Origin of the sequence: Dyadobacter sp. BE31 (genome assembly GCF_031457695.1) — a bacterium.
Taxonomy (GTDB): Bacteria; Bacteroidota; Bacteroidia; order Cytophagales; family Spirosomataceae; genus Dyadobacter.
The window spans coordinates 1,298,041-1,313,388 of the sequence record NZ_JAVDXA010000002.1 but is presented as its reverse complement, the minus strand read 5'-3'; the positions used below and the strand labels follow the sequence as shown (position 1 = coordinate 1,313,388).

Annotated in this window: 12 protein-coding genes; 7 read left to right on the top strand and 5 right to left on the bottom strand. The window is 51.0% G+C overall.

The window, feature by feature from the left end; translation table 11 throughout:
* Positions 1–164: 164 nt before the first annotated feature.
* Complete coding sequence (locus J2Y43_RS14115) at positions 165–533, top strand: VanZ family protein (RefSeq protein ID WP_309983629.1); 369 nt, start codon at positions 165–167, stop codon at positions 531–533.
* Here J2Y43_RS14115 and pgi read toward each other — a convergent pair.
* The 3 genes from pgi to J2Y43_RS14100 all read right to left on the bottom strand — a co-directional run bounded on the left by pgi (position 530) and on the right by J2Y43_RS14100 (position 4,369).
* On the bottom strand, positions 530–2,179 hold the full coding sequence (gene pgi / locus J2Y43_RS14110) for a glucose-6-phosphate isomerase (protein WP_309983628.1): 1,650 nt from the start codon (positions 2,177–2,179) through the stop codon (positions 530–532). The genes J2Y43_RS14115 and pgi overlap by 4 nt on opposite strands.
* An 81-nt stretch (positions 2,180–2,260) precedes the next feature.
* On the bottom strand, positions 2,261–3,094 hold the full coding sequence (locus J2Y43_RS14105) for a sugar phosphate isomerase/epimerase family protein (RefSeq protein WP_309983625.1): 834 nt from the start codon (positions 3,092–3,094) through the stop codon (positions 2,261–2,263).
* A 69-nt stretch (positions 3,095–3,163) separates the two neighbouring features.
* Positions 3,164–4,369, bottom strand: a complete 1,206-nt coding sequence (locus tag J2Y43_RS14100; protein WP_309983623.1) for a heparan-alpha-glucosaminide N-acetyltransferase domain-containing protein — start codon at positions 4,367–4,369, stop codon at positions 3,164–3,166.
* Between the two features lie 140 nt (positions 4,370–4,509).
* Between J2Y43_RS14100 and J2Y43_RS14095 the strand changes: the two genes are divergently transcribed.
* The 5 genes from J2Y43_RS14095 to J2Y43_RS14075 are packed head-to-tail and all read left to right on the top strand — an operon-like array spanning position 4,510 to position 11,765.
* Positions 4,510–5,823 (top strand): hypothetical protein, encoded by a 1,314-nt coding sequence (locus J2Y43_RS14095; protein WP_309983621.1) that lies wholly within the window; start codon positions 4,510–4,512, stop codon positions 5,821–5,823.
* Positions 5,820–7,283, top strand: coding sequence for a DUF5691 domain-containing protein (locus J2Y43_RS14090; protein ID WP_309983619.1), 1,464 nt, complete (start codon positions 5,820–5,822; stop codon positions 7,281–7,283). The genes J2Y43_RS14095 and J2Y43_RS14090 overlap by 4 nt, the downstream gene beginning before the upstream one ends.
* Before the next feature lie 4 nt (positions 7,284–7,287).
* Complete coding sequence (locus J2Y43_RS14085) at positions 7,288–8,370, top strand: AAA family ATPase (RefSeq protein WP_309983617.1); 1,083 nt, start codon at positions 7,288–7,290, stop codon at positions 8,368–8,370.
* 10 nt (positions 8,371–8,380) lie between these two features.
* The gene (locus tag J2Y43_RS14080) at positions 8,381–10,627 is read left to right on the top strand and encodes a DUF5682 family protein (protein ID WP_309983615.1); all 2,247 of its coding nucleotides are present in this window, start codon (positions 8,381–8,383) and stop codon (positions 10,625–10,627) included.
* 7 nt (positions 10,628–10,634) lie between these two features.
* A complete protein-coding gene (locus tag J2Y43_RS14075) occupies positions 10,635–11,765 on the top strand; it encodes a VWA domain-containing protein (protein ID WP_309983613.1) in 1,131 nt (376 codons plus the stop codon).
* Between the two features lie 19 nt (positions 11,766–11,784).
* Here the strand turns inward: J2Y43_RS14075 and J2Y43_RS14070 are convergent, their stop codons facing one another.
* A complete protein-coding gene (locus J2Y43_RS14070) occupies positions 11,785–13,032 on the bottom strand; it encodes a serine hydrolase (protein ID WP_309983611.1) in 1,248 nt (415 codons plus the stop codon).
* Positions 13,033–13,136: 104 nt separating this feature from the next.
* The gene (gene rluF / locus J2Y43_RS14065) at positions 13,137–13,883 is read right to left on the bottom strand and encodes a 23S rRNA pseudouridine(2604) synthase RluF (protein ID WP_309983609.1); all 747 of its coding nucleotides are present in this window, start codon (positions 13,881–13,883) and stop codon (positions 13,137–13,139) included.
* Between the two features lie 162 nt (positions 13,884–14,045).
* On the opposite strand from rluF, the gene J2Y43_RS14060 reads away from it, so the two are divergent.
* Positions 14,046–15,344 carry an acetylxylan esterase gene (locus J2Y43_RS14060; RefSeq protein ID WP_309983607.1) on the top strand — a complete coding sequence of 433 codons (1,299 nt, stop codon included), beginning with the start codon at positions 14,046–14,048 and terminating at the stop codon, positions 15,342–15,344.
* Positions 15,345–15,348: the final 4 nt, after the last annotated feature.

Genomic DNA, 15,348 nt, shown 5'->3' with positions numbered 1-15,348 from the left:
AACTAAACTTAATAAAAAATATTAATAACAATACCCCCTATTTTTAATTAACTAAAAATTTAATAAAAATACGGCCAAAACTGGCGCAAATAGCCCTTTTTACGGCATCTTACTACCAAAATTCAAAAAATGAAACGTAACTTTCGGTGTACAATTTCACAACTATGACCTCAAAATTTTCACAATCGACAATTCGATTCATCGCTCAACGTCAATGGCTTATCTGGTTTTGGAGTTTCCTAATCTTAGTTGCGTGCACATGGCCGGGCAAGGATCTGCCTGCTGCACCCGTCTTAGGTTTTGATAAAATTGTCCACTCGGGACTCTTTACGGTATGGGCGATTCTCGCGCTGACTATTTACCCTGAAAAAAGCCGCTTGGTGATAGGATTGGGAATGGCTTACGGGCTGGGGCTGGAATTTTACCAGCAGCTTCTGCCATTCGACCGCACTTTTGACTGGTGGGATGCCGTGGCAGATGCTGCTGGTGTCTTAATCGGTTATATTTTCACAAAACTGGTGCTCAAAAACTAGCGCCAACGTTTGTACTGATTGATCAAACCGTTTGTCGAACTGTCGTGGTTGGTAACCGGCCAGTCGTTTTGTAGCTCGGGGTAAATTTTGTTGGCCAACTGTTTGCCCAGCTCAACACCCCATTGGTCGAAGCTATAAATGTTCCAGATGATACCTTGTACAAAAATCTTGTGCTCGTACATCGCGATCAGACTTCCCAATACTTTCGGGGTGATCTTCTTCACAAGGATCGAGTTGGTAGGACGGTTACCCGAGAAAACTTTGAACGGTGCGATCTGCTCGATCTCCGCATCGCTCTTTCCGGCAGCTTTCAGTTCAGCGCGCACTTCCTCGTCGGTCTTGCCGTTCATTAATGCTTCTGTTTGCGCGAAGAAGTTGGATAGCAACATTTTGTGGTGCTCGCCCAGTGGGTTGTGGCTGACAGCCGGTGCAATGAAATCGCAAGGGATCAGCTTGGTACCCTGGTGGATCAGCTGATAAAACGCGTGCTGCCCGTTTGTACCTGGTTCGCCCCAGATCACCGGACCAGTTTGGTAACCTACCGGTTTGCCATCACGCCCGGTGCTCTTTCCATTACTTTCCATATCACCTTGCTGGAAGTAGGCAGCGAAGCGGTGCATGTACTGATCATAAGGAAGAATCGCCTGTGTTTGCGCATCGAAGAAATCGTTGTACCAGATTCCGATCAATGCGAGGATCACGGGGATGTTGCGCTCCAACTTGGTGGTACGGAAATGCTTGTCCATATCGTGTGCGCCCGCAAGCAGTTGCTCGAAATTCTGGAAGCCCACGTAACAGGCGATCGACAAGCCAATCGCCGACCACAGCGAGTAGCGACCTCCTACCCAATCCCAGAATCCGAACATATTCTCAGGATCGATACCGAATTTCTCCACTTCCGAACGGTTGGTCGAAATTGCGACGAAATGCTTTTTCACATGTTCTTCATCCGAAGCCTTTTCCAGGAACCAGCTCCGCGCGCTGTGCGCATTCGCCATCGTTTCCTGCGTGGTAAAAGTTTTGGACGCGATCATGAACAATGTCGTCTCGGGGTTCAGCGACTTCACGGTTTCTGCAATGTGCGTACCGTCCACGTTGGATACGAAATGCACATTCAAGCCATTTTTCGCATAAGCTTTCAGTGCCTCGGTCACCATTACCGGGCCCAGGTCGCTGCCGCCGATACCGATGTTCACGATGTCGGTGATTTCCTTTCCGGTATAACCTTTCCAGGCACCCGATCTTACCCGCGTCGAAAAGTCCTTCATTTTCGCAAGCACCTCATTCACATCCGGCATTACATCCTGGCCATCCACGAGCACAGGCTCATTGGAGCGGTTGCGCAATGCGGTGTGCAATACGGCACGTCCTTCGGTCACATTGATTTTCGCGCCGGTGAACATCGCCTCGATCGCCTCAGCCAAACCGGCTTCTTCTGCCAATTGAACCAGGTAAGAACGCGTACGCGAGGTAATGCGGTTTTTGGAATAATCCAGTAATATGTCCCCGAAGCGGATGGAGAACTTTTTATGACGGTCGGCGTCTTCCTCGAAAAGAGTTTTTAAATGCTTTTGCGAAATGGTTTTGTGATGCGTTTTCAGCTTTTTATAAGCCGCCAACTGATCAAAGGGGACGTTTGATAGCATTAGTTTTGGCGTTATGGTAAAAAATCAAACCTTGGTCATGCAAAAATAGGGTTTTACAGCACTAAATGCGTGTTTTTTGGATTAACTCGCCTGGCAAACTCCCCGGAAATACCCTACCGATTCGGCGATCCCGGCTAGCGGTTCCTTCATATCTTTCTCATATTCAAGGCTGCACGACCCCGCATATTTCACTTTGCGCAGCATTTTCACAAATGCAGGAATATCAATAATTCCTCTCCCCAGTTCGCAGGTTTTGCCATCCTTGGTGGCCGCCGTCACATTTTTGAGGTGAATGTCGAAAATGCGCTTGCTGTACTTGCCGAGGTCGGCCACCGAATCCTGGTTGTCGCGGCGGTTATGGCCCATGTCGAAACACAACCCCACGCGAGGATCGAGGTCTTTCACGAAATTGTATACCGAAGTGGCATTAGGATACAGCTTATCTTCCGGCCCATGGTTGTGGATCGCGTAACGGATATTGTACTCCTTCACTTTCTGCTCCACATATTTCAGGTCGTCGTGATTAGGGATGCCTACGATCAGGTCCACGCCTACTCTTTTGGCATAATCAAATGCATTGTCGATTTCCTGATGGGTTTTCGTGTAAATCGGACCTACCGCGTAACCGGTCACATCGGCGTCTTTCAGCTTCTGGTGAAATGCGGTGATCTGCTCTGCGGTACTGTTATAGGGTAAATGGAAATCCTTGATACACAAATAATGAACATCTGTCTTCTTCATCATTTCCAGCGCTTCGTCGAGTTTGAAATGCACAAAACTGTAACCGGCCATACCGAGTTTGAAAGTATCCTCTTTTTTAGCCCGAGCCGCATTGCTTTTCTCCGGAAGCGAAATGATACTACCGGCCATTAGTCCGGCGATGCCTTTTTTGACAAATGTTCTTCTCGAATTCATTCTGTTTAAATTAAAAGTAATTGCTGTATAGGTAAAAGACGAAGAGTAGCGGATTTACCACCTATCGGCTCAAATCTTAAGTTTTATACCCACCCTGTTGATGGCCCCGGTCAGCAAAATGACCAGCAACGAAAAGCAGGCGGATTTCACCAGGCCGACCAGTCCGGTGCGAAGGTACATCGGCAAACTGATTCCCGCGAGTGTAACCACGGCATACCATATATAAGGAATAAGGTAGCAGGTCAACGTAGCGGTTCCGGCGGGTTGGATAATATTCGCCCAGTTTTTGATCTTTTTCAGATCAACCAGCCAAAACAGGAACGCGAACGCCAAAAAGCTGATGCCCGAGCAAATGCCCACCCAAGCCGGTGTAGCCCTGATTTTCGAAATACCCCAGAATGGCCGCGTGCCAAAACCATAGGCTAATGCGATGAGTCCCAGCACAACCAACACGATCAGGTAAGTGCTCCCAACCGCGTTCCGGTCGACACCGTTCCGGTAAATTACCGACGCCACAACACCTCCCATTACAAAAGCAGGCATCGAACCACTGCCGACGATCCAGACATATTCTTTCAACGGATCGAGAAAACCGAGTGCCCCGGCAAAGTCGGCCAGGTTGAAAAGCACGAGAAACAACCAACCGCCGACCGCCCAGGTGAACCGATCGCGTGTGGGCAGGTACGCAAGTGCGCCGAGCAGGTAAGACCAGCCAATAAGGCCGAGGATACCGTACCAATGCGTCTCCATCCACGACGGGTTCGCGGGGTCACCGCCTTTATAAATCAATGCAAGTCCGGCAAGCAACAGATAACCGGCCACTTTCAATGCCGTGTAAAGCCCCTTCTTTTCGGGGCTCGAGGGATACACATTCCAGATCAGGAAAAAGGCAATTACCATCCCGATTTCCCAGACATACTTGCTGATTGCCATCGCCTCATCCGCAATATTTTCGTAGTTCACGATGAATATTCCCATGAGCAATAGTGCAAATGTACGCTCGAAAATATGCCTGATAATCAATACATCAGAGTCCCCTTTTTTCTTGCGATTGGCGATGGCGAAGGGGATCGAAAGACCGACAATGAACAAAAATCCCGGAAAAACAACGTCCGAAAGGCCCATAGCATCTTCGGCAGCCTTGCTGTGTTTCAGCCAGTTGGGGACGTTTTCCAGCGACCAGAGGTCGTTTACAAAAATCATTAAAAACATGGTAACCGCCCTGAATACGTCAATCGAATCCAGGCGGAGCGAGGGGGAATAAGGGGGCATCATGAAAAATTTTAGGTTTAGGAAAACCTAATATAGTGTTTTTTCACCTTCAAATCGCGGGGAAAGTACATATGCACATTTGCGGCAATTTATTCCTGGCAATGTCTATTTTTGGTTGTCGAATCAGAGAGATCACCCAATTAATGCAATATACCCGCGAACAGATTCTGCAACTCGCACCCGACGATGTTTCGGCAAAAGCCGGCCGGCAACTGGCTACGAAGACAAAGTGGGTCAACGCACATTACCATGCCACGGCGCTGTGGGGCGAATGCCAGGGCAGCGGCAAAAATCCGTACCAAACCGCCATCGACCTGACCAATATTGCGTTCAAATGCAATTGCCCGAGCCGGAAGTTTCCATGCAAGCACGGTTTGGGATTGTTTTTGCTTTACGCCGAAGACCGGGCCGCATTTACCGCCAGCGAGGAGCTGCCTGCTTACGTCGCAGAGTGGCTTTCCAAACGACAGGTTCGGGAGACGGCCCGGGAAACCAGGCAGGAAAAACCGGCAGACGAGTCCGCGCGCGCCAAACGTGCGGAGTCCCGGGAAAAGAAAGTGAGTGGTGGAATGGAAGAGCTACGTGCCTGGCTGGGCGACGTCATGCGTGCGGGCATTGCGCACGTCCCGCAACAGGCATATCAGTTTCATAACAACATTACTGCCCGGATGGTCGATGCCCAGGCAGGCGGGCTGGCAAACCAGCTGCGGCAAATCAATCAGATCAACTTCTTTGAGGAGGGTTGGCAAAAACAGCTATTAAAAAGACTATCAGGCATTTATATGATATCCGAGGGCTACCGTAACCGAGACAATCTGCCCGCATCGACCGCCCAGGACATCTCCACATTGATTGGCTGGACAATTCCGAAAGAGGAAGTGTTACGGACCGAAGCCGTTACAGACCATTGGATTGTGCTGTCAGTGACGATGTCCGAGGAAAGCAATGTAACTACGGAGCGGATATGGTTGTATGGCCTGGGAACCAGCCGGTTTGCATTACTATTGAATTTTTACGCAGGCAATCAGCCGTACCAGACCATGCTCGTTCCAGGAATACAGATAGACGCCGATATCGTGTACTACCCCGCGTCCGTACCTATGCGTGCGCTGATACGCGAGCAGCGCCCCGTCGCCAGTCGCGTGACACAAGCAACTATACCGAACTCATTTTCAGAAATATACGACAACACTTCAAGTGTATTAAGCCAAAACCCTTTTACAGAGCAGATACCGTTTATGATCGAAGATGTAAAAGCCACTTTCAACAACGGCCGGTGGTTTGTAACCGACCGGGAAGGATTGAGTGTTCCCCTCTCGAATCCCGAAGACGAGTGCTGGAATATGCTCGCATTTTCCGGCGGGCGCCGGTTTTCAGCATTTGGTGTTTGCGAGCAGGGGCTATTCGATTTACATTTCATCTCGGCAGCCCGGCAGGGGATTTTTCTTAAATCATGAACACAGAAATACTAAAAGCGGCATTGCTCGGTACCGACAGGCATATGCCGGAAATACCGAAAGGAGCGCCGGAGGTGTATGCCAAAATACATGCTTTGCCGACAAGCAAAGAAGATCGCTTTCTGAAAATGGCATTTGCGTCCCTGCTTTATGAAGAAGCCGGTGCCAAGCCATTGGTGATAGACTCCCACCTACCCGAATGCCCGCCCGAACCACAGGCGGTCGTTACCGGCCAACTCGCCGGATGGGTGCAATCGGCGCTTGCCGACCAGAACGATGTACTGCTTTCATTTCTGATATTCAGGATCTTGCAGCGAAACGAAGTAATTCAGCCGCAACTTGTACCGACCATGCTCGACAAGGCGCTTGAAAAAAAGTATGACAAGCAAAAGTTACTGAGCATCTGCGGAACGACGGGCCAGTGGCTTTGTAATCTGAATCCCCGGTGGAAGGTATTGCGGGACGGTACGGCAGAAGAGGAAAATGTATGGGAAACCGGGTCGATGGAGAACCGGAAGGCATTCCTCTCCGCTTTGCGCAAAACAGATCCCAATGCAGCGATTACGCTTCTGGAAACCACATTACCCCAGGAAAATGCCAACAACCGGCTCGCGTTTGTACAATTGCTGCACGACGGGTTATCGCTCGCGGACGAGCCTTTCCTCCAAAAGCTGGTAACCGATAAAAGTCAGAAAGTGAAGGAAACCGCCATTGGCATGCTCAGGCAGATTCAGGGCTCGGCCATTAACCGCCATCATCTGGATTGTCTGCTCAGCATGCTGCAAGTACGCGAAGAAAGGCATCTGCTGATTACAAAGAAAAAGAAAGTCGTCATTGCGGAGGATGTGACGCCCGATGAAAGTATTTTCAAAACGGGTATTGAGAAAGTTAGTACTGAAAAAGGCGTACAGGACCATGTGTTCATCGCAGGCCAGTTACTCTCGGCTATCGATCCTGCATTACTATCCAATCAATTGAATATCAGCGACCAGGAATTAATCATATTGCTGCTCGAACATCCTGCCGCCAAAGCATTGCTGCCGTTCTTAACGTCTGCGGCTGTGCAGTTCAAATGTAAATCCTGGGCGCTGGCGCTGCTGCATCGCGGCGATGCCCGCGACATGGGGTTACTGGATGCGCTGACGCCGTCCGAGCGGCTGCCGTTTTACCTGCAATTCCTGAACGGTAACGCCGCAAACCTGTTTGCCTACCTGCTGGAAGATACCTATTCGCTCCTGCCCGAGCGGCTGGCCGAGCAATTGCTCGACCATCTTTCAAAATTCCCTTACCACATCACCCAGGTAACTTACCAGCGCCTTGCATTGCAACTACCGGTGGGCATTATGCCCGTTCTGAAAAAATACGCCGATGATCCCCGGCAGGACTACCAGTTAAGGTATTTCAAAAACCAGGCCTCAGAAATGATGCGCATGGTGGAGTTGAGAAAAAACATTGTTTAAAAACATGGCACAAAACATTTTACGGCAGGCTGCCGAAGCGCAGTTTGCGCAGGAAATCGAAGAGATTAAAAAACAGGACAAACATACACGTCCTGAAAACTGGCTGCTATCGCCGCATGCGGTGGTAACCTACCTCATGGGCGGAAAGCTCGGCAATGGATTTGACATATCCCCCAAATACATTGGCAACCGCAGGCTCATGGAAATTGCCGTAGCTACGCTCACTACGGATCGCGCGCTGCTGCTCTACGGCCTGCCGGGCACGGCCAAATCCTGGGTTTCGGAGCACATTAGCGCAGCTATTTCGGGAGACTCCGGCCTTGTAATCCAGGGCACTGCCGGTACTGGTGAAGATTCTGTTCGCTATGGATGGAATTATGCCCAATTACTTTCGGCCGGGCCGGTACCGGAGGCCATTGTGGAGACACCGGTAATGCGCGGCATGAAAGAAGGCAAAATTGTGCGCGTGGAAGAGCTCACACGCATTGGCTCCGACGTTCAGGACAGCCTTATTACGATCCTTTCGGAGAAGATGCTGCCCATTCCGGAGCTGAATACCAAAGTAATGGCCGTTCGTGGTTTCAACATCATCGCCACAGCCAACAACCGCGACAAGGGCGTCAACGACCTTTCCAGCGCCTTGAAGCGCCGGTTCAACACCGTCATTTTGCCCGTCCCGCAAACCATCGAAGAAGAAGTAGAGATCGTGCAGCGGCGTGTCGCGAGTTTCAGCAAATCGATTGACTTGCCGGTTGAAAAGCCGATTTTGGAGGAGATTAACCGCATTGTGACGGTGTTCCGCGAGTTGCGCAACGGGGTTTCCACCGATGGTAAGACAAAACTAAAATCCCCCTCGGGCACGTTAAGCACCGCGGAAGCTATTTCTGTGATGAACAGTGGGTTATCGCTTGCCTATCACTTCGGCGACGCCAGCCTCAAAGCCGACGACCTGGCTAGCGGGCTCATCGGTGCGGTTATCAAAGATCCGGTGCAGGACAAGATTGTTTTCCAGGAATACATGGAGACCGTGCTCAAACAGCGCGACGGTTGGAAAGATATTTACAGGGCTTGCAGGGAAATAATCTGACCAGAATACTATGTCCGTTCATCTTTTGGGAATCAGGCACCATGGCCCCGGTTCTTCCCGCCACGTGCTGAATGCACTGGCGGAAATTCAGCCGGATGTCGTCCTGATCGAGGGCCCGCCGGAGGGCGAAGCAATGCTTTCATGGGCGACGCATGCGGATATGCAGCCGCCTGTCGCATTGCTGGCCTATGTTCCAGACAACCCACAACAGGCCGTATTTTACCCGTTTACCATTCATAGCCCGGAATGGAATGCGATCCTGTATGCATTGCGAAATCAGGTTCCCGTTCGTTTCATCGACATGCCTCTGGCACATGGCTTTGCAATCGAATGGCAGGAAACGGCGCCAAACAGTGAAACATCGGAACTCACGGAGCAAGTCCGCAAAAACCCCATCTCCTACCTGGCCGAAATAGCGGGATTCGATGACCCGGAAGAATGGTGGGAGCATCGGTTCGAGATCGTACAGCAGCCTTATGAGGTTTTCGAGGCAATCGCGGAAAGTATGACCGCCCTGCGGCAGGTGTTATCTGAAAGGAACGACCGCCGCGGTGGCGACCGCCGCGGTAACGACCGGCGCGGTGGCGACCGCCGCGAAGAAATCCGGGAGGCATTTATGCGCAAATCCATTCGCATTGCGCAAAAGGAAGGTTTTGAGCGGATTGCGGTCGTGTGCGGCGCGTGGCATGTGCCGGCACTCATGCATTTGCCCAAACAAAAAGAAGACGATTTGCTTCTCAAAAATCTGCCTAAAACCAAAGTCGAAAGCACCTGGATTCCCTGGACGAACGACCGGATGGCATTTGAAAGCGGTTATGGAGCAGGTGTGGAATCGCCGGGCTGGTATATGCACCATTGGCAACATCCCGACGACCACGGTACCCTTTGGCTTTCGCATACCGCGCACGTGTTCCGCGCGAACCATGTCGATATTTCCTCGGCACACATTATCGAGGCGGTTCGGTTAGCCGGTGTATTAGCAGGCCTGCGGGGGCTTTCGCGCCCCGGCCTGAAAGAGCTTAATGAAGCGACAGTGGCAGTCATGTGCATGGGCGAGCCGGTACTCATGAAAGTCATTTACCGCGAGCTCATTGTCGGCAAGGCGTTTGGCCAAATACCGGAAGGCACCCCGCAGGTACCGCTCCAACGCAACCTGGAAGCACTTGCCAAACGATTCAGGATTAAGATCGTACCGGAACAAAAGACACTCAAACTGGATTTGCGGGAGGAAAATGACCTGCAAAAAAGCATTTTGCTGCACCGGTTGCAGCTGCTTGATATTAACTGGGGCACGATGGAAACCGTTAGCGGGAAAGGCACATTCAAGGAGGAATGGACACTGCGCTGGTATCCTGAACTGACCATTAATCTCCTGGAAAAAGCGCCATGGGGCAATACCGTGGATGAAGCTGCCACAAAATACCTCGAAAACAGAGCCAGAAAATGCACGCGACTGGATGAAATTACGCCACTCGTGCAAAGCGCGATTCCGGCCGACTTACCGACGGCACTGGGCGCGGTAATGCGAAAAATGGATGAACTGGCGGCCACTACCTCCGACATTTCCATGCTCATGGATGCGTTCACACCGCTTGCACAGGTGAGTAGGTACGGCAATGTGCGCAAGACAGATCGCGAAAGCATTGACCTGATCATGACGACGATTTTCTACCGGATCATTGCGGGCTTGCCAGCGGGGTGCACCGGCATCGACGACGAGCAGGCGGCAGTGATGACCGAAAAGATCAGAGAGGTTAATCAGGCCATCCAAATGCTGGAAAAACAGGAGTTAACAGAGGCGTGGACGGCAACGCTGGGAACGATATTCCATTCCGACCGTACAGCGCCGTTTATCCAGGGGTATTCCTGCAAAGCACTGTACGACAGTCATACGCTCGATATGGACGGCACTTTTAATGCATTTTCAAAAGCGCTGTCACCTGCCAATGAGCCATCGGCCTCGGCCAACTGGCTGGAAGGCTTTCTGAACGACGCAGCCACCGTGCTGATCCTGGACGACGTGATCTGGGCCGTGGTGAATGACTGGCTGCAATCCCTGGATGATGCGGCATTCCTGCAAGTGGTACCCTTGCTGCGGCGTACTTTCGCTAATTTCAGTAATGTGGAAAAACGAAAAATCGCGGGACGTGCAAAGCAGGGCAAATCCGGCGCATTAAGCCCTCAGACAATCGACATCGACCCTCAAAGAGCCGCGCAGGTACTGCCGATTCTTGAATTGCTCATGGGTATTAAATAGAAATAAAATGGATGATAATGCTGTAAAAAGGTGGCGACTGGTACTGGGCAAAGAGACCCAGGACGAGCTGGAATACACGCTTACCAGGGAAGAAGCGGGGATCGACCGGACGTTGGAGGCCCTCTACAACTCGGAAAGGAAAGGTGGCTTGGGCGCTTCGTCTCCCAACGTGTCGCGCTGGCTGGGTGATATCCGCGAGTACTTCCCGACCTCGGTGGTGAAGGTCATGCAACAGGACGCATTGAAACGGCTGAAACTGACTTCCATGCTCACCGAACCCGAAATGCTCGAAACCATTGTGCCCGATATTCAGCTAGTGGCCAATCTGATGACATTGGGCAAGCTCATTCCCGAAAAAACCAAAGCGACCGCCCGCGAAGTGATCCGTAAAGTCGTCGACCAACTGATGCAGAAACTGGCCGCCCCGACGCAACAGGCCATTACCGGAAGCCTCAACCGCGCAGCACGAAATACCCGGCCGCGCCATAACGAGATCAACTGGCCCGAGACGATCCGTAAGAACCTCAAACATTATCAGCCAGACTACCAGACCATTATCCCCGAAGTAAGGATCGGATACGGCCGGAAGCGAAAGGCATTGAAGGACGTGGTATTATGTATCGACCAGAGCGGATCGATGGGGACATCGGTGATTTACTCCGGTATTTTTGGGTCCGTGATGGCGTCCATGCCGGCAGTAGCGACCAAAATGGTGGTATTTGATACGTCTGTGGCCGACCTTACGGAAGAGCTTAACGATCCCGTGGATCTGCTATTCGGTGTTCAGCTGGGAGGCGGAACCGATATTCACAAAGCGCTCAGTTATTGCCAGCAACTGGTTACCCGTCCGCTCGACACGGTGCTCGTGCTGATCAGCGATTTGTATGAAGGAGGTAATGAAGTTGAAATGCGTAAAAAAGTGGCACAGCTGGTGGACTCGGGCGTGCAGATTATTACTTTGCTGGCGCTTAATAATGAGGGGGCACCCTTTTACGACCACAAAAATGCCGAATTCTTTGCCAGTCTCGGCATACCTGTTTTCGCCTGCACGCCCGATCAGTTTCCCGACCTCATGGCCGCTGCACTCAGTAAACAGGATATTGCCTCATGGGCCGGCAGCAATGATATCAAACTATAATCATGAGGCATTCCCAATGCTAGTAATCCAGACGAAACCTGGAAAGATCGGCCTTGCGTTCCTTATTTCTTCCCAGCTCGTATTCATAAATCAACCGCCCCAGGTTTTTCATGAACGGATAGCACACTTCCTTGTATTCGTAGCGGTCGTCATTGTAAATACCGTCCTCATTGGACTGCACGACGGCACTTAACATAAACTCTACATTATTCTCGAAATCAACGACATAAGCATTATCAATAATAAAGCCGTACGAATCGCCATACTTGTTAAAAACCCTCACTCCGTTTTGCGGAATGGCTTCTTTATCGGCCCCGTAGAACAGGAATTTGGCGTAAAGCGGCCAGTATTCCGAGGGATCATAGCGCGGGAAATCGCTCTCGCTGGGCAGTTTACTCATATAAGTGTAAATCAACTCATAATCACTTTTGGTGAGGTGAAAGCGCTCGTTTTCAGGAAAAACCTCCGGAAAAAGCAGCTTTTTCATCACCGCCTGCTGGTCGGTCAGGCTGAATGCATTCTTGTTAGCCATGTTAAATGGCTTTTCCACCAGGCGGTCTGAGCTATCCATGTAGGCGCGGCCCATGGAAGTGTTGGTCAGATTCAGAGGATAGTTTTGGGGATCAAATTGCCCCGGCTGGCTGTAAAGTAACCTGGCTCCCTCATAAAAACTGACAGGGTTGGTGTGTCTGGACGTCTCCTCGGTATCCTTAACCGCATACCGGTTGAGAATGCGACTGGTACTCAGGCCGTTTTTTCGTAACCGTTCGTTAATTTCCGCCCGTCCGATCCATTCGTAGAGCCGGTTGTAGGCATCGTTGTCGCTCACGAGCAGTATTTTCTTAATATAATGTTCCAGGGAAGGCAGCCCGTTGGCAGCGCTGCTGTCACGCTCGACGCGCGTCTGTTTGGTAAAGTCTGCGCCCGTAATCATCGCACTCGTACGACTCAGCCCATTTATTTTCAAGTCATTGAGTTTTTCCAATGCAAAAATCACGGTCGGTAGCTTCACCGTGCTTGCCGGAAAAAAGTAATGCAGGTCGTCGAGATTGTAGCTGTAACTTTTGAAATGCGGGACATTGGCGGCATCCCGGTCAATTTGCGTGTAAAGGATCTGAACCTGGTTCTTTTGCGGATGGCTCAGAATTTTGCCAAACAGCTCCGGCCGACTTTTAAGCAGTTTTTCAACCAAAACCGTGTCGCGCTGCTGCCCAAAAACAGCCTGACTCACCAAAAGCATCAAAAGCAAAAGTCCAGGTCCAGGCATATGTATCATATCAATAAACTATTAAGCACCATTCCCCACGCCCTTTCCTCCCCTTCCTCCATTCTCCCCTTCCTCCATCCTCCCTTCTCCGATCCTCCCTTTCCTCACTCATCCCAATCGTCCACATAAGAGCCCTCCTCCGTTTTAGTCGAATGCGCCACAGCGTCATTGATTTCCTTCATTTCGGCTGCGGTGAGGTTTCGCCACTTCCCGACTGGCAGGTCGTTCAACGCCACATTCATAATCCGTACGCGTTTGAGTTTCGTCACATTGTAGCCCAGGTACTCGCACATCCTGCGGATCTGACGGTTGAGGCCTTGCGTCAGAATGATAGTGAATACAAAAGGTCCCTCCTTCCGCACGAAGCACTTTTTGGTAATAATCCCTAAAATGGGCACGCCTGAGGACATTTTCTGAATGAAATCGGGCGTGATGGGTTTATTAACGGTTACCACGTATTCCTTTTCGTGGTTATTCCCTGCACGGAGGATCTTATTTACAATATCGCCGTCGCTGGTCAGGAATATCAGCCCTTCCGAAGGCTTATCGAGCCGCCCGATCGGGAAAATGCGCTCCTTGTGACGGATATAATCGATGATATTGCCCTTAATGTGGCGCTCGGTAGTGCAGGTAATGCCCACTGGCTTGTTGAATGCAATGTAAACGCCCGCCTTTTTGGCTTTGAGCGGCTTCCCGTCGACACGCACGTCGTCGCCTTCTTTGGCCTTGTCGCCCAAAACAGCCTTCCGGCCGTTGAGCGTTACGCGGCCCTGTTCTACGAGTTTGTCGGCCTCACGCCGCGAACAAAACCCGGTTTCACTGATAAACTTATTGATCCTGACTGGCTCCAATGCTTTCTATGCTTTTTCCAATGCCGTAACCGGCATATCCAATGGCAAATTAACTCAAATCGCAAAAAAAATGCGGTTACATATAAAGATTCGGGCGTTTTTACCCTTTACCTCTTCAATGCTTATTATATCAGATCACAAAATAGAACAAATTGCCGGTCTATGAAAAATCGCCTTTTATTAAGTCAACTCTTCTTCTGGATAACCCTTCTTGCACTCCACGCGCAGCCCCCGCGCAGGCCTGTGGAAGTGATCGTCACCGCCGACCGCGATGACTGGACCTACAAACCTGGAGAGAAAGTACAATTCATCATCAGTGTGTTGCGCAATGGCAACCCGGTCAAAAATGCTCAGGTGCGGTATGAGATCGGCCTGGAAAAGCTCGACCCTACCATTAAAGAAACCAAAACTGCCGCCAATGGTACATTAACCGTGGACGGTGGCACACTCAAAACAGCCGGTTTCCTGCGCTGCATTGCCTGGGCGACCGTCGACGGCGTGGAGTTCCGCGGCCTGGCTACTGCCGGTTTCGATCCGTTGAAAATACAACCGACCGTAGCAAATCCGGAGGATTTCGACACCTACTGGGATAATGCCAAGAAAGAACTGGCGGCCGTACCGATGGATGCGAAGATGACTTTGCTACCCGACCGGTGCACCGAGAAAACGAATGTTTATCACCTAAGCCTGCAAAACAACCGACCGGGCGTGCGCGTGTATGGGATTCTGAGTGTTCCGAAAAAAGAAGGCAAATATCCTGCGCTGCTACGCGTGCCCGGCGCCGGTGTGCGCGCGTACTATGGAGATGTAGTTACTGCGGATAAAGATATTATTACACTTGAAATCGGTATCCACGGTATTCCGGTGATCATGGATCCATCCGTTTATGTTGACATGGGCCAGGGGGTACTGAATGGTTATCCCGCTTATAATCTGGATGATAAGGATAAATTTTACTACAAACGCGTGTACCTCGGCTGCATACGTGCTAACGACTTCCTCACCAGCCTGCCGCAATACGACGGCAAGAACCTGGCAGTAACCGGCGGAAGCCAGGGCGGTGCATTGTCGATCGTCACCGCAGGCCTCGACCCTCGCGTGAAATGGCTCGGCGCATTCTACCCGGCATTGAGCGATGTGACTGGCTACCTGCACGGCCGCGCAGGCGGATGGCCGCATTATTTTGATAAAAACGGTGTCAAAACCAATAACACGAAAGAGAAACTGGCCACGGTATCCTATTACGATGTAGTGAATTTCGCACGCCGGGTGAAAGCGCCGGGGCTTTACATGTGGGGTTTCAATGACGAAACCTGCCCGCCTACTTCCATGTACGCCGCATACAATGTGACCACGGCTCCGAAAGAACTCAAACTGTACCTCGATACCGGCCACTGGACCTATTCCGACGAGCGCGACGCAATGAACAACTGGCTGGTCGACAAGCTCAAAGGCAAGTAATTTC

Bases quoted from the DNA above. Each gene is read 5' to 3' on its own strand.
- J2Y43_RS14070 (WP_309983611.1), bottom strand. From the start codon at position 13,032: ATGCCTGGACCTGGACTTTTGCTTTTGATGCTTTTGGTGAGTCAGGCT.
- J2Y43_RS14090 (WP_309983619.1), top strand. From the start codon at position 5,820: ATGAACACAGAAATACTAAAAGCGGCATTGCTCGGTACCGACAGGCAT.
- J2Y43_RS14085 (WP_309983617.1), top strand. From the start codon at position 7,288: ATGGCACAAAACATTTTACGGCAGGCTGCCGAAGCGCAGTTTGCGCAG.
- J2Y43_RS14100 (WP_309983623.1), bottom strand. From the start codon at position 4,369: ATGATGCCCCCTTATTCCCCCTCGCTCCGCCTGGATTCGATTGACGTA.
- J2Y43_RS14080 (WP_309983615.1), top strand. From the start codon at position 8,381: ATGTCCGTTCATCTTTTGGGAATCAGGCACCATGGCCCCGGTTCTTCC.
- J2Y43_RS14095 (WP_309983621.1), top strand. From the start codon at position 4,510: ATGCAATATACCCGCGAACAGATTCTGCAACTCGCACCCGACGATGTT.
- J2Y43_RS14060 (WP_309983607.1), top strand. From the start codon at position 14,046: ATGAAAAATCGCCTTTTATTAAGTCAACTCTTCTTCTGGATAACCCTT.
- pgi (WP_309983628.1), bottom strand. From the start codon at position 2,179: ATGCTATCAAACGTCCCCTTTGATCAGTTGGCGGCTTATAAAAAGCTG.
- J2Y43_RS14115 (WP_309983629.1), top strand. From the start codon at position 165: ATGACCTCAAAATTTTCACAATCGACAATTCGATTCATCGCTCAACGT.
- J2Y43_RS14105 (WP_309983625.1), bottom strand. From the start codon at position 3,094: ATGAATTCGAGAAGAACATTTGTCAAAAAAGGCATCGCCGGACTAATG.
- J2Y43_RS14075 (WP_309983613.1), top strand. From the start codon at position 10,635: ATGGATGATAATGCTGTAAAAAGGTGGCGACTGGTACTGGGCAAAGAG.